General features: G+C 36.2%; 8 protein-coding genes. All 8 read left to right on the forward strand.

What is annotated here, in order from left to right:
- Positions 1-526: 526 nt before the first annotated feature.
- The 8 genes from IC621_RS16710 to IC621_RS16745 all read left to right on the forward strand — a co-directional run bounded on the left by IC621_RS16710 (position 527) and on the right by IC621_RS16745 (position 16,929).
- Positions 527-1,525, forward strand: a complete 999-nt coding sequence (locus tag IC621_RS16710) for an ABC transporter permease (RefSeq protein ID WP_191159510.1) — start codon at positions 527-529, stop codon at positions 1,523-1,525.
- A gap of 17 nt (positions 1,526-1,542) precedes the next feature.
- Positions 1,543-2,448 (forward strand): carbohydrate ABC transporter permease, encoded by a 906-nt coding sequence (locus IC621_RS16715; RefSeq protein ID WP_191159512.1) that lies wholly within the window; start codon positions 1,543-1,545, stop codon positions 2,446-2,448.
- A 97-nt stretch (positions 2,449-2,545) separates the two neighbouring features.
- The gene (locus tag IC621_RS16720; RefSeq protein WP_224752603.1) at positions 2,546-4,129 is read left to right on the forward strand and encodes an extracellular solute-binding protein; all 1,584 of its coding nucleotides are present in this window, start codon (positions 2,546-2,548) and stop codon (positions 4,127-4,129) included.
- 191 nt (positions 4,130-4,320) lie between these two features.
- Entirely contained in the window at positions 4,321-6,627 is a 2,307-nt protein-coding gene (locus tag IC621_RS16725; RefSeq protein ID WP_191159516.1) for a glycoside hydrolase family 3 N-terminal domain-containing protein, read from the forward strand.
- A gap of 38 nt (positions 6,628-6,665) precedes the next feature.
- Positions 6,666-9,803, forward strand: a complete 3,138-nt coding sequence (locus IC621_RS16730) for an alpha-mannosidase (RefSeq protein WP_191159518.1) — start codon at positions 6,666-6,668, stop codon at positions 9,801-9,803.
- A gap of 669 nt (positions 9,804-10,472) precedes the next feature.
- Positions 10,473-11,606 carry an alpha-L-fucosidase gene (locus IC621_RS16735; RefSeq protein WP_318153069.1) on the forward strand — a complete coding sequence of 378 codons (1,134 nt, stop codon included), beginning with the start codon at positions 10,473-10,475 and terminating at the stop codon, positions 11,604-11,606.
- Between the two features lie 304 nt (positions 11,607-11,910).
- A complete protein-coding gene (locus IC621_RS16740) occupies positions 11,911-13,500 on the forward strand; it encodes an extracellular solute-binding protein (RefSeq protein ID WP_191159520.1) in 1,590 nt (529 codons plus the stop codon).
- A gap of 294 nt (positions 13,501-13,794) precedes the next feature.
- Positions 13,795-16,929, forward strand: coding sequence for an alpha-mannosidase (locus IC621_RS16745; RefSeq protein WP_191159522.1), 3,135 nt, complete (start codon positions 13,795-13,797; stop codon positions 16,927-16,929).
- Positions 16,930-16,971 lie beyond the last annotated feature (42 nt).

Genomic DNA, 16,971 nt, shown 5'->3' on the forward strand with positions numbered 1-16,971 from the left:
CTGTCGATCCACAATATGCTCATCTTATAAAAATTGAAATACTGAGAAAAACCGAGAAAACAAAAGAGAAACCTTACTTTAATGAGGGAGTTTAAGATGTTTAAAATGTTAATGTATTAAAGTTAGCTATCGATGTCCACCGCACACGGCCAGGACGTCCTAGTGCCGGCAGGCATAAGGCCGTGACGTCCTTGCCGGCCAGGCGCCATCGGCCCTTAGGTCTCAGGGCCAATACGCCCGAATGCTTGTTGCCGAAGGACTAGCGCCCCAGAGCTTTTCGTTCTTGAAAATAAGTGGTTTTTTCACCCAAAATGCTGTTGTAAAGGCATTATTGTAACTATGTAAAGTCATACATATTAAAACAAAATTGACATATTACTAGATTTGCAAAGCCTTATTATGTAAGCGGAATCATAGACGGAATTGACGTTCTGACAATGCTAAATAAAATAACATATTGTTCAAATTTTCTGAAAAATATACTATGAAAGCAGTTTCATATCAAAACAGAAGGAGGGGTTATTGAATGAGTTCAAGTGCGGCAACTTCCCCATTACAGGAAGAAAAAATTAATAATAGTTCTGCGAAACCACATAAATTAAAACGAAATAAACCTAAAAAAGTAAAAAAGAACAGAAAAATCCTGCAAAACTGGCAGCTTTACATATTCGTATTGCCAGCATTTTTATACTTTCTTATCTTTCATTATATTCCTATGTATGGGGTGCAAATTGCATTTAAAAATTTCGTTCCAAGTCTAGGAATATGGGGAAGTGAATGGGTTGGATTTGATCATTTTATTAGATTCTTTGAATCGTATTATTTTTGGGATTTAATCAAAAATACGTTAGGCATAAGTGTTTACGAATTAATTATTGGTTTTCCATTACCGATTATTTTAGCGTTAGCATTAAATGAGGCAAAAGATGGTTTATATAAACGAACTGTACAGACGGTAACCTATGCACCTCACTTTATTTCAGTTGTTGTTATGGCAGGGATGATCATAGCTTTCCTATCTCCGGCAACAGGTATCATAAACCATGGAATTCAATTACTAGGATTTGAACCAATCGCTTTTTTGAGTGAGCCTGGTTGGTTTAAAACAGTCTATGTATTCTCAGGTGTATGGCAAAGTACAGGGTGGGGAACAATTATATACCTTGCCGCACTTTCTGGGGTAGACCCACAGCATCATGAAGCTGCAATTGTCGATGGTGCCACGCGTTTTCAGCGTATCTGGCATATAAACATTCCGGCAATTGTTCCAACAATGATTATTTTACTAATTATGAACGTTGGTAACATCATGGCGATGGGATTTGAAAAAATATTACTATTACAAAATCCGCTAAACCTTGAGACTTCGAATGTTATTGCGACATTTGTTTACCAAGCTGGTTTATTAGACGCCCAGTATAGTTTTGCAGCGGCAGTTGGGCTGTTCAACGCCTTTATTAATGCTATTTTACTAATAACTGTAAACATGATCGCAAAGAAAACTAGTGAGACAAGCCTATGGTAAGAGGAGGTATTTAGAACATGGGTACAGCAATACATGAAACGAAAACTGACAAAACATTTAAGGCGATTGTTTTTATTTTTCTTACCGCTGCATTAATGATCGTACTATATCCATTGATTTATATTATAAGTGCTTCCATAAGTAATCCAGCAGCTGTTAACTCAGGCGAAATGTGGCTTCTTCCGAAAGATATTACATTCGAAGGCTATAAGCTAATCTTTGAAAATGGCGATATTTGGAGGGGGTATCTCAATACGATTTTGTATACTGCACTGGGCACTTTTATAAACTTAGCAGTTACGATCCCGGCAGCTTATGCGCTATCACGCAAAGATTTTTTTGGAAGAAATCTCCTAATGGGTATGTTTGTCCTAACAATGTTCTTTAGTGGCGGATTAATTCCAACTTACTTAGTCGTGAAAAGCTTGGGGCTTATTGACACCATTTGGGCAATGGTTTTACCAAACGCAGCAGCAGTTTGGAATATCGTTATTGCACGTGTGTTTTTCCAAACGTCCATCCCAAAAGGATTGGAAGAAGCCGCAATCATTGATGGCGCGTCGAATTTTAAAATGTTTACCAAAATCATTTTGCCACTATCAGCACCAATTATCGCTGTTATGGCGTTATTCTATGGTGTTGGTCACTGGAACGGGTATTTTAATGCATTAATCTACTTATCAGACAAAGAAATGTTTCCACTTCAATTAGTATTAAGAGAAATACTTGTATTACAGGAAATGTCATCACAAAACACAAATCTATCAGGAAGTATGGCTGAGGCGCTGCACAGTAAGCAACAACTTGCCGCGATTGTTAAGTATGGTGTGATGATTGTCTCAACACTACCAATTATTGTTGTCTATCCATTTTTACAACGATATTTTGTTAAGGGGGTTTTGATTGGCTCACTAAAAGGTTAATATTCTGAGTTTTCAAGGGGGTGATCGTGTATTCAAAAATGCAACACTTAAAAAGAAACAAGGGGTATCATTTGAAAAGATGAAAGGGGATGCATGGATGAAAAAATTACTTTTTCTACTTTTCACAGCTGTTTTAGTACTTGCGGCTTGCAGCTCTAAAGATGTAAGTGAAGAAAAACCTACTGCAGATGTTGAAGTAAATAAAGAAGGATTTCCAATTGTGGACGAAGAAATAAAATTAACCTTAATGGCACCTGGTGCTGGCATGGCAGAATGGAAAGACATGCCTACTTTGCAAGATTATGCAGAGAAGACAAATATAAATTTTAAATATATTACTCCACCAATGAGTGATTTCCAGACGAAATTAAATTTAGCGTTTGCCAGTGGTGATATTCCAGATATTATTTATGCAGCTGGGACAAGTAATTTGACTGCTGGTATGGAAGTAGATTATGGAAAACAGGGAGAATTGGTGCCTTTAGAAGATCTAATAGCAGAATATGCCCCAAATATTCAAAAAATATTGGATGAAAACCCTGAAATTAAAAAATCCATTACAACAGTTGATGGACACATCTATTCATTACCTGCAATAAATATACATCCAACATCTGGTTGGTATTTAGGACCAATGTGGTACAACGGTAAATGGCTAGATGCTTTAGGTGTGGAGGAACTACCTAAGACTACGGATGAACTATATGATTTATTAGTACGGTTTAAAACAGAAGATCCTAACGGGAATGGCAAAGCAGATGAAATTCCTCTAGTTGATGTCAAAGAATCATATATCCGTCCGTGGATGTTGGGTGCCTTTGGTTTGAAAGAATGGGGTATTGATGAAGTTGATGGAAAAGTAAGATATACACCAATAACGGATAATTATAAGGAATATCTTACGTTTATGAATAAACTTTATGAGGAAGAGCTGCTGGATCCGGAGAGTTTTTCTCAGTCGGGTGAGCAGGTAGCAGCAAAGGGACAGGCAAACAGACTTGGTTTATTCCAAAGTTACTTCTCATATTTTACAACAGGAGGAACTGAAGAAGAGGCAATGAATAACCCAATGTATTATCCTTTGACTAGCTCTGTTTCTGATAAAACCGTAATACCACGAAGCCCAGGAATTCAAAGGGGTACTTTCTCTATCACAAGTAACAATAAAAATCCAGAAGCTTCGATTCGATGGGTTGATTATTTCTATTCTAAAGAAGGTCGTGAATACTTAAATGATGGTCCTGAAGGATATCTTTGGGAGGAAGGTGAGAAAGGAAAAAGGAAATATCTCGAAGTACCTGAAGGTTTTGATAATAGAGAAGATTATCGAGGAACATTAACACCAGCATATGCAATTGCTGCACCAACTGTAACGGATCGAATTGAAGGTGTGGAACTAACAGAATTTGATAAATTTATTGAGGCTGAAACGAAAGCAAAAATTGATCCTTATGCAGAAGTTCCAATTCCACTTTTGTATTTAACAAGTGAAGAACAAGCTACAGTAAATACCATTGAAGTGGATCTAAAATCCTATGTAGAACAAATGGAAGCAAAATTCATCACTGGAGTTGAACCGTTATCTAACTGGGATAAATACGTAAAAACGATTGAAGATATGAATATTGAACAATATGTTCAAGTTTATCAAGATGCATATGATCGTTGGAAAGACAGTTAATTAGTAAATAGAATATTCTCAACTTCCAGATAGACTGAATAAGTTCATATGATAATAAAATATGAATCGTATACCTAAATAAGATAGGTATACGATTCATTGTTATATAGTGTATTTGAAAAGAGTTAATGTACTGTGAAAGGTATTACTCGGATGTTTTATCTGGAATCTATTATTTTGGGGGAATATATATGGAAATACACAAAGATCATAATTATCCTATACACGAAAGAATTAAAAGTTTAATAAACCAAATGACTTTGAAAGAAAAAGTAGGTCAATTAAATCAAAAAATGTATGGATGGGATGCCTATAGAAAAACAGAATACGGCTATGAATTAACAAGAGCTTTCAAAGAACAAGTGGCCAATTTTGATAGTATGGGTGCTTTATATGGTTTGTTTCGAGCAGATCCTTGGTCAAATGTTAATTTTTCAAATGGTATAAATGTAGAAGATAGTGCAATTGTGACTAATATGATCCAAACGTATTTGAAAGAAAATACAAGATTAGGTATACCTGTGCTATTTTCTGAAGAATGTCCACATGGGCATCAAGCATTGGATAGCACTATATTTCCGACACATATTGGATCTGGAGCCTCTTGGAATCCAGAGCTACAGCAAAAGGTTTCACAACAAGTGGCGGATGAGTTACAAGCTAGGGGTGGGCACTTAGGTTTAGTCTCCACACTAGACATTGTTCGTGATCCTAGGTGGGGAAGAACTGAAGAATGTTTTAGTGAAGATCCCTATTTATCTTCGAAAATGACGGAGGCTGTAGTTCGTGGAATGCAAGGAGAGAAAGAAGATACCCCAAAAGTTCTCGCAGTATTAAAACACTTTGCTGCTCAAGGGGCAGGAGTTGGGGGGCACAATTCAGGACCAGCATTAATTGGTAAAAGAGAATTACGTGAGATTTTTTTACCACCAATGAAAGCGGGGGTACAGTCTGGAGTTCTAGCTTGTATGGCTGCTTATAATGAGATTGATGGCGTTCCTTGTCACGCAAACCATCATCTATTATCTAAGATTCTCCGTCAAGAGTGGAATTATAAAGGAATTGTAATGGCAGATGGTACTGCACTTGATAGGTTGCTATCGCTAACTGGAGATAAGGAATTAGCAGCTGCATATGGCTTAAAAGCGGGAGTTGATTTAAGTCTATGGGATGATGTTTATTTGGGGATCGAAGCTGGTGTGGAAAGTGGGAAAATCGAAGAACAACTTGTTGATCAAGCAGTTTCAAGAGTATTGTATTTAAAATTTAAGTTAAGACTTTTTGATGACATACCAACTAAAAATGAAGAAAAGGCTTTAACTGTTATAAGAAATAATAACGCTATCGAAACGAATTTAGAGATGGCCCGACAGTCTATTGTATTAGTTGAAAACAAGAATAAACTATTACCAATTCGTAATGAGATAAAGAAAATAGCTGTTATTGGCCCTAATGCTGACAATATATACAATTTACTCGGAGATTATACACCACCACAGCGCAGAGAAAATGTTGTAACCATCCTTGATGGTATAAAATCGATCGTTGGCAAGAATACAGATGTATTGTATGCAAAAGGATGTGGAATTAGGGGTAATGATAAATCCGAGTTTGCCGCTGCAAAGAAGATCGCTAAGGAAGCTGATATTGTAGTATTGGCTTTAGGTGGATCGAGTGCTAGAGAGTTTGGAATGGAATTTGAAAATAATGGTGCTGTTAAGGATTTTAATGAAACAGAAATGGATTGTGGAGAAAATGTTGATGTAGCTAATTTAGAACTTGGTGGAGTTCAACAGGAGTTAATGAAAGAAATTAGTTCAACTGGTACGCCGATCATTTCTGTTCTTATTCAAGGACGTCCTTATTCAATTCCAATGATTACCCAATATTGTGATGCTATTTTAATTGGATGGTATCCAGGTCAACAGGGTGGGAGAGCTATAGCTGAAGTTCTATTTGGTGATGTTAATCCGAATGGCAAGCTTCCTGTTTCTGTTCCTCGTTCGTCAATGCAATTACCGGTTTATTATAACTACAAGGATAGTGGTGCTAAAGAAGATTACTTTGATATGAGTGGAAAGGCATTATACCCTTTTGGTCATGGTTTAAGTTATACATCTTTTACATATCGTTTTCTTTCTGAAGAAAATGAAACGATCACCTTTAAGGAACTGCAGAATTCCAAGCAAGTTAAGATATCAGTAGAAGTCGCAAATATTGGCGATAAAGATGGTTATGAAGTAGTCCAACTTTATATAAAAGATGTGGAAGCTACAGTGACACAAAGGAATAAAGAACTGAAAGGATTTCAAAAAGTATGGCTAAATGCAAATGAAACTAAGACTGTCACTTTTACTCTTGGTTTTGAGGAGCTAGCTATATGGGATATTAAGATGAATTTTGAAGTTGAACCTGGATTAGTAAAGCTGATGGTAGGAGGGTCTTCTAATACCGTGATCGAAAAAGACTTAATCATAAAAGATCGTTTACATCATTAGAATGAAATGAAAAAAGCAGGATTAGGAGGGAAAATAAAATGCACCGTATTCAACGTTTAATACGGATATTACATGCAAATCAATATAAGGATTTACTTGAAATCCAAGGTTGGAAATCAAAAAAAGCCCAATATGTAAACCCTGGAGAGTATTCCTACTATAACGAAAATATAGAAGGTTTAATAATAAATATAGGCGATTTGGTTGCGGATTCTGGTACTACAGTTTTTCTTGAAAAAGAGGTAGAGATTCCCAAAAGTTGGCAAAATAATACCGTAGGGATTTTATTTAAAGTAAATGGTAATGGAAAGCAATCTTATTGTGAAAGCCTTATCTCAATACAAGGAATACCAACACAAGGTCTTGATCGAAATCGTAATCTACTCATAATTCCTCCTGATAAACTAGGAAACAAAGTGTTGCATATTCAAATTGAAGTATTCAACCCAGTTGGGATTCCTAAGGATCATCTGCGCGGATTTAACCTAGTTGCAAGTCCAGAAACAGATCCACCACCAGGATATTTAGAACAGAGTAGTTTGGTTCTGATAAATAAAGAAGTTCAAAGTCTTTTATACACATTGGAAGTTTGTTATAAGACCGCTACATCATTAGATAAAAGTGATACTCGCTACCATTTACTTCACAAAGCTATGGAACTGGTAGTTGATCAGCTTGGTATGCCAAGTAAAAAAACACTCCTTGACCAGAATTTACTTAGAAAGTTGGAGGCAGGATTAAAACAAACCGTTAATGATTTATCAGGTTTTAGAGAAGGGACAATTCGAGCGATTGGTCAATCACATATTGATATAGCATGGTTGTGGCCAATGAAAGAAACAATAAGAAAAGGCTCCCGTACATTTTCTAGTATTTGTACTTTATTAGAAGAATATAATGATTTTGAATTTGCTCAAAGTCAACCTCAGCTATTTTCTTTCTTAAAAGAATATCAACCAAAAGTTTATAAAAGAGTGAAGGAAAAAGTTGCAGAAGGTCGGTTTGAAATTATTGGTGGTATGTGGGTAGAACCTGACTTGAATATTCCTTCGGGAGAATCCCTTGTCCGTCAACTGCTTTATGGTAAAAAATTTTTTAAAGATGAATTTGGTTTAGAGCCCAGAGTAGAGTGGTTACCAGACACATTTGGCTATTGTGCATCTTTACCACAAATACTAAAAAAAGCTGGAACAGACTATTTTATGACAACAAAACTAAATTGGAATGATACCAATCGATTCCCGTATGATCTATTTTATTGGGAAGGAATTGATGGTACTAAGATACTATCTTACTTACATAATATTCTTGGCCAGCAAACAGAACCAGCAGATATTAAGAGTACATGGGAGGATTATAACCAAAAGAACGAATACCCTGAGAGGATGTTGGTATATGGTTATGGTGATGGAGGCGGTGGTGTTACAAGGGAAATGATTGAGTATTTAGAACGGTCTAGCAATCTTCCGGGCCTTCCAGATGTAAAATTTGATAAGGTCCATGACTTTTTTGACAGAATAGATTCTGAAAAGCCCCAATTACCTAACTGGTATGGGGATTTATATTTAGAACTCCACCGCGGTACTTATACTTCTCATGCAAAAACAAAAAAGAATAATAGAGAAGCAGAGTCTCTTTATAGAGAACTAGAGATTTGGAATAGCTTAGCTCACATCACTTTAGGTATAACATATCCTATGGAGGAAATTAACAAAGGTTGGCAACTAATTCTGCTTAATCAGTTCCATGATATTGTGCCAGGTACATCGATTTCTCCTGTATATGATTTATCAGAAAAACAATATAATGAGTTATTTGAAAAAGGAACAAGATTAAAAGAGGAAGCAATTAAGTATATTACTCAATCGATTAACACTGAAGGAACTGGCCAACCAATTATTCTACTAAACAGCCTTAGCTGGACTCGTGATGAAATGATAACTATTACTGGAGGAAAAGAGCTATTAACTAAAAAAATGATTGATAAACAAGGGAATAGCTATAAAACAGATTATATCGTAAGTGATGATGAAAATGTAACACTCAATGTTTACATCGATCGTATTCCTGAAATAGGTTATAAAACAGTGTGGTTAGAGGATACTGCTCAACAAGAAGTAGCACTTTCTAAAGAATTCAGTGGTCATTGGGAGACACCTGTTTATAAAGTAGAATTTACTAATAATGGTTGGATTAGTCGATTATATGATAAGAAAGCAGATAAAGAGATTATTAAAGATGGAGAATATGCGAATGAGCTGCAATTATTCGATGACTTACCAACTGATTGGGATGCTTGGGACATAGATCCGAACTTTGAAAAGCAGCTTACAATAAATCCGCATTTAATTGACTCTAAAGTAATTTATAAAGGATCTGTTTCCGATAAATTAGAATTCATTTGGAAAGTGAATCATTCATTGGTGAATCAAGAAATTACCTTTTACCATGATAGTAAAAAAATAGATTTTAAAACAACAGTAGATTGGTTGGAAAAACATAAACTTTTAAAGGTTGCATTCCCTGTAAATATTTATAGCTCTAAAGCGACTTATGAGATTCCGTTTGGTTCGATTGAACGTGCTACTCATAATAATACAAGTTGGGAACAAGCTCAGTATGAAGTATGTGGTCAACGATGGGCTGACCTTTCAGAGGGGAATTATGGTGTAAGTTTATTAAATGATTGTAAATATGGTTATGACATAAAAGGAAATAAAATAAGACTATCACTTTTACGTGCTCCAAAATGGCCAGATACCCAAGCAGATATAATGAAGCATAAATTTACTTATTCCTTATTCCCTCATGAAGGGGACTGGAGAAACGGAAATACAGTTAAAAAAGGCCAAGAGTTAAATTCTCCAATAACTGTTGTTATGACATCTGCACATTCGGGTAAGTTACCAGATTCAATGGCATTTATAAACACAAACAGTGAGAGTGTAATCATTGATTCAATCAAACAAGCTGAAAATAAAAACGGGATTATTTTGAGAATGTATGAATCTAAAGGAAGTGAAACTTCTGCTATATTGCAATTTAGACAGATGATCACTACTATAAATGAAACGAATTTACTTGAGCAGCCAGTTACTAAATTGTTAATGAAAGACGGACAAATCAGTCGGAAATTTCATCCATATGAGATTAGTACATATCACGTAATAAAGTAGTTTTGGAGGTTAAAATTAGAAGATAAAAAGGTTATCCACATTATTTCACATACCCATTGAGATAAGGGAATGGTACATGCTATATGAGAAACGCCATGTCCTTTAACTAAGCTGATGGATAAGCTGGTTGAAACATTAGAAAATAAGCCTGATAATAAAAGCTTTCTCCTTGATAGAAAAACAATTATTTTAGAATTATTTACATACCCTGAAATGAAGGAAAAACTTCAAAATTTTTAAGACTACCTCACATATAGAAAATAATGGAATTACAACAGTTTCTATTTTTAATTTTTTTGACTATTGGAATGAATACGCGCTTGCTCTAGCCCTTGTAACAAGTGACGAGAAGAAAACGATTCCGATTGGACTTGCTAACTTAATAGAGGTTCATCGGTATGCAACAGATTGGCGTGCCCTGTTTGCTGGGCTAGTTATTGTATTCCTGCCATTGTTCTCATTTATATTTTGGTTCATAAAAAATTGACTGAAGGTATGGTGGTTAGCGGGACTATGGGCTAATTATTAGTATTTTCCATTGATATGGAAAGGAGAAAGTGAAATGAAGATGGAGGAGCTTGCACTTCCAAGCAAAAATCAATTAGCATGGCAAAACCTAGAGTTAGGTTTTTTTGTTCACTTTGGGATCAATACATTTTGTGACCAAGAATGGGGGATGGTACTGATTCCCCAGAGAAGTTTAATCCTACTTCCTTTGATGCTAAACAATGGATAAAGATTGCAAAAAATGCTGGTTTTAAGTACTTTGTATTAACTGCAAAGCACCATGATGGTTTTTGCTTATGGCCGACTGAGACAACGGATTATTCAGTTAAATCTAGTCCTTGGAAAAATGGAGAAGGTGATGTTGTTTTGGAATGTGCTAAAGCATGTCAAGAGGAAGATATGCCTTTTGGTGTCTACATATCACCATGGGACCGTCATGAAAAGTGCCACCCTGATAAGGAGAAATATGATGATTTTTACTGTAGGCAGCTAACTGAAATATTAACACAATATTGTCAACTTGTAGAAGTTTGGTTTGATGGAGCGGGCTCTGAAGGACGAGAATATGATTGGAAAAGAATTATAGGTTTAGTGAAAAAGTATCAGCCAGATGCAATGATTTTTAATATGGGGCAACCAACGATTCGCTGGGTTGGAAATGAAGACGGAGTAGCACCTTATCCTTGGTGGAACACACGTAGTAACGCAAAAATAAGTATGTTTTCAGATGATAGTGTGAAGTGGCTGCCAGGCACACCAAATTGGCTGCCAGCAGAATGTGATGTTTCAATAAGAGGAAATCATTGGTTTTGGCAAGAGAATGATGAAAGTAGTTTACGGTCATTAGACGATTTACTATCGATTTACTATTGTTCTGTAGGACATGGAACGAATTTATTACTAAATGTTGCACCAGATAATAGAGGGCTGATACCTGAAGAAGAAAAAAAGCGAGTACTCGAATTTGGAGATGAAATTCGGAGACGATTTTCTATTCCAATCACTGTTACAGAAGGAACTGGTAGTGAAATCATACTGGAATTGCCATTCGAGGCGTTCGTTAATACCATTGTGTTGCAGGAGGATATTTCTGGTGGAGAGCGCGTACGAAAATACGAGATTGATAGCTTGCGAGAAGGCCAGTGGTCAACTATAGCCGAAGGTACTGCTATTGGTCATAAACGGGTTCAGTGCTTTCCGCTTGAGAAGACGAAAAATCTAAGATTTAGAGCAATAGAGACAGTTGGAGAACCGTTAATTTTGTCATTTTCATGTTTTAATACAACTAAAAAGTAATGAATTGAGCTGATTTCCACAAGAAGATTTTTTTAGAGGTTTGTAATGCCAACATTTGAAATGAGAAACAATAATTAGTTTTCCTTTCTAAATAGCTGCAAAGGCATTTCAGTAAAGAATGTAAAGGCATACATATTGAAACAAGATTGACATATTATTAGAGTTGCAAAGCCTTGAAATGTAAGTGGAATGATAATTGTTATTATCTCTTGACAATGCTTAATGAAAATAACATATTGATAACATTTCCTAAAAAACGCTAACATGAAAGCAGTTTCAAATAAAAATGAAAGGGGATTCAAGGATGAAAAAATTAATTTTTCTGCTTTTAACAGCTGTTTTAGTAGTTGCGGCATGCAGTTCAAAAGATGTCAGTAAAGAAAAACCTTCTTCAAATGTTGAAGTAAATAAAGAAGGGTTTCCAATTGTGGACAAAGAAATAGAATTATCCTTAATGGCACCAGGTACTGGTTTAGCGGAATGGAAAGACATGTCGACATTACAAGAATATTCAAAGATGACTAATATTAATTTTAAATATGAAACACCTCCAATGAGTGACTTTAAAACGAAATTAAATTTAGCATTTGCTAGTGGAGATGTCGCAGATATTATTTATGGAGCAGGGACAAGTGATTTCACACCAGCTATGGAAGTTGACTATGGAAAGCAAGGGGTATTATTACCTTTAGAAGAGCTCATCGAAGAATATGCTCCAAATATTAAAAAAATGCTAGAAGAAAACCCCGATGTTAAAAAATCGATTACTACAGTTGATGGTCATATCTACTCATTACCAAGGGTATCTATCGGTCCAACATCTAGCTGGTACAGAGGGCCTTTATGGTATAACGGTCAATGGCTTGATGCATTAGGGATCAAAGAGTTACCTAAGACTACGGATGAACTTTTTGAATTATTAAAACGATTTAAGATAGAAGATCCTAACGGTAATGGAAAGGCTGATGAAATTCCTTTAATAGACGTTAAAATGGATAGCACTCGTCCATGGTTGCTAGGTGCTTTTGGCATAAAAGAATGGGGGATTGAAGAAGTTAACGGTAAGGTGAGGTATGCACCAATGACAGAGAACTATAAAGAATATTTAACATACATGAATAAACTCTATGAGGAAAAATTGTTAGATCCAGAGACTTTCTCCCAATCAGATGAGCAGAAAAAAGCAAAAGGACAGGAAAACAGAGTTGGGTTATTCCCTGACTACTATTCATTTTTTACAACAGGAGAAACAGAAGAAAAAGCAATGAATAACCCAATGTTTTATCCTTTGACTAGCTCTATTTCAGAGGAAGCCGTAATTCCACGCAGCACGGCAATTCAAAGGGGTACTTTTTCTATCACGAGTAATAATCCAAATCCGGAAGCATCTATCCGATGGGTTGATTACTTCTATTCAAAAGAAGGTTATGAATTTCTAAATATGGGACCAGAAGGACACCTTTGGGAATGGGCTGATAAAGAAGGTGGAAAAAGAGTAAAACTGGATATACCAGAAGGTTTTAAATCAGCAGAAGATTATCGTGGGACATTAACTCCAGATTACGGGATTTCTCCACCTTCTTTAAGTGGTCCAATTGAAGGAAATGAACCAACAGATTTTGATAATTTTATTGAATCAGAAACAAATGACAAAATTGAGCCATTTGCAAAAGTTCCTTATCCACTCGTTTATTTAACGCAAGAGGAACAGCAACAAGCTAACACGATTGAAGTTGACCTGCAATCGTATGTCGAGCAAATGGAGGCAAAATTCATCACTGGAGTTGAGCCGCTGTCAAATTGGGACAAATATGTCAAAACGATTGAAAATATGAATATTGAACAATATGTTCAAATCTATCAAGATGCGTACGATCGTTGGGCTGAAAGTTAAAAGGCAACCACCTGAAAAATGAAATGTAAACAATAGGCTCTTTTCTAAATGATGTTGCTTCCCTGAGATAGAATGGGACGTTTAAATAAAGGCAATCAGTATCGCTGATTGCTTCTAATCCCTCCTCTGACCTCACGAGGTACACTATCTCTCGAAATCATCACTTTGTGAAATTGCAAAAAAGCTTACGAAAACAGCAAAATAATAGATGGCTCGTATGGTCCTAACAAGGGATATATACATACGAGCCTTCATCAATATATCACAAGGCAAAGTTAGAGGTGGCTATTTTATATGTTGCTCACAGAAGAGAAACTGAAAGCAAGAATTACTGAATTGTCAAAGTTTAGATATCGGGATACGACTAAATTGTCGGAATGGAAATATGTCATAGATGAAACGGGCGAGGTTGGTACGTATCCACCTGAACATGATAAGTATTCGCCTACCATAAAAATAGGTGAACGGTGGGAAGGACGCGATTTATATGCATGGTTGTCTACTATAGTCACTATTCCAAATACTTGGACTAATAAGAAGATTGTCGGACTGTTTGATTTTGGAAGAACTGGTGGAGGGAATAATTCAGGCTTCGAATCTTTATTATTTTTTAATGGTCAACCTTATCAAGGTGTAGATTCCAATCATAAAGAAGTTTTTATTTCTGAAGAGTATGCTGGGGAAACTGTAACATTTGATTTCAGATTATGGACTGGCCTTGAAGGTGGAGGGTACCCTGTTGAACAAGAATATAAATTTCAGTGCGCTGAAATTGCTTGGCTTGATGAACAGGTTGATACATTTTATTTTGATGCAAAAGCTGTCATTGAAACAATCCTCGTTTTGAGTGAAAATCAGCCAGAACGACATAAATTGCTAAATGCACTTAATCAATCTTTTAATCATATTAACTGGTTGAATCCAGGTTCTAATGAGTTTTATGAATCAGTGTATCATGCGCAAAGCTATTTGGAAGAACAACTGAATAAAAAGGAGAAAAACCATGCTGTTACTTTTCATTGTATAGGTCATACACATATCGATGTCGCTTGGTTATGGCGTTTAAAGCATACCCGGGAAAAATCAGCACGTTCGTTTTCAACCGTATTGCGTCTAATGGAGCAATATCCGGACTATGTTTTCTTACAAAGTCAGCCGCAATTATATGAATATATGAAACATGATTATCCGGAAATCTATGAAAAAATAAAAGAACGAATTGCTGATGGACGTTGGGAAGCTGATGGCGGAATGTGGCTGGAAGCTGATTGCAATATTCCTTCTGGGGAGTCGCTCGTTCGTCAATTATTAATCGGAAATAATTTCCTTCGTGAAGAATTCAATAAGGAAAGTGAATTTTTATGGCTTCCAGACGTTTTTGGCTATAGTTGGGCTCTACCGCAAATCCTGAAAAAGTCAGGAATTAAAACGTTTATGACAACGAAAATAAGCTGGAGTCAATTCAACCGTATGCCGCATGATACATTTAAGTGGCGCGGGATAGATGGCAGTGAAATATTGACTCATTTTATTACGACAACTGAGCCTTGGCCGGAATCGAGATACTATACGTACAATGGTTTTATGACCCCACAGGTCGTTCAAGAATCATGGGAAGCGTATAAGGATAAAAATATAAACCAGGAACTCTTGCTTTCCTATGGTTATGGAGACGGAGGAGGCGGTGTCAATCGTGAAATGCTTGAAATGCGCCTGAGGATTGACAAAATTCCTGGATTGCCCCATGCAAAGCCTTCTAGTGCTAGTGATTATTTTAAAAGACTGCATAAGACAATCAAAGAAACAAATGAGTATGTCCACACATGGGATGGCGAGCTTTACCTTGAATTTCACCGGGGAACATATACTTCTCAGGCATTTATGAAACGGATGAACCGAAAGCTCGAATTGCTTTATCGTGAAAGTGAATGGTTAAGTGTTTTAAGCAGTATTCAAGGAAAAGCATTTTCGGATTATCCACACTATAAATTAACTGAAGGCTGGAAAACGATATTACGTAACCAGTTCCATGATATTATTCCTGGTTCATCCATTAAAGAAGTATATGATGACGCTAAACAAGAATATGAAGCGGCAGAGAAACTTGGTAATGACATATGGGAAAATGCTTCCACATCACTTGTTCAGAAGGAAGACTCATATACGTGGACTGTATTCAATTCGGCTCCCTGGAAACGTAACGATGTCATTTTTATCTCTAATCAGAAAGAAATAGATGAAGGAAAGTGGATTGATCATGAGGGGAATGAGCTTACTGCTCAACATACAGGAGACGGCTGGTATGTTCAAATAGAGAACCTTCCTGCGATGGGTTATATGAAATTGGAGTTCCGACCAGAAAGGATGGACAAGCAGCAAAACGAACCATTTACATTTACAAAAAGCAGTGTTCAGTCACCATTCTATGATATTAAATGGAATGGTAAGGGACAGCTAACAAGCATTTATGATAAAGAAAATAAACGCGAAGTACTAGCCGAAAATGCACATGGTAACGTTTTGCAAGTATTTGAAGATAAACCACTGATGTTTGATGCATGGGATATCGATATTTTTTACCAACAAAAAATGGAAGAAATTATTTCCTTACAATCCGTTAAATTAATTGAAAAAGGCAATCTCCAAGCTAACATACTTTTTGTTTGGAAATATGGAGCAGCATCTGTCATTGAGCAAGAGTTAATTGTTTATAAAAATAACCGTCGAATAGATTTTAAAACACATATAGACTGGCATGAACAACAACGATTACTGAAAGTAGCCTTTCCAGTTGACATTCGTTCAACTGAAGCAACTTATGATATTCAATTTGGGAATGTGAAACGCCCAACCCATTGGAATACAAGCTGGGATTTTGCTCGTTTTGAAAGTGTTGGTCACCAATGGGCTGATTTATCAGAAGGAGGCTATGGGGTTAGTCTTCTTAATGACTGTAAGTATGGATACGATATTAAGGATAATGTGATGAGACTTTCGTTGTTAAAATCGCCAATTCATCCAGATCCTTGGGCTGATCAAGGACATCATGATTTTACGTATTCCTTGCTTCCACATCAAGGAAGCTGGAAGGAAGGCAGAACAGTAAAGGAAGCATGGCTTTTAAATAATCCACTTACCTATAGGAAAGGGAGTAATCTTCAAGAAAAAAAATCGATGCTATATTGTTCTGAAAGTAATATCATGATTGACGCTGTTAAAAAGGCTGAGTTCAGTGACAAGGTTGTCCTAAGAATCCATGAATTCGAGGGCAGAAGTACCAAGGCGGAAATCGGCAGTGACTTTACTATTGTGTCATGGGAGGAATGCGATTTAATGGAAAGGCCCTTAGATGAAAAAATAAATGAAGATCTCATCGCTTTTCAAATAAAACCATATGAAATTAAAACATTTCTGGTTGAATTCTCCTAATGAGCAGATGAAAAAGATCATATAAAAATCACTAACTATATT

The sequence above is a fragment of the Metabacillus arenae genome (assembly GCF_014773385.1).
GTDB classification, from domain to species: domain Bacteria; phylum Bacillota; class Bacilli; order Bacillales; family Bacillaceae; genus Metabacillus_D; species Metabacillus_D arenae.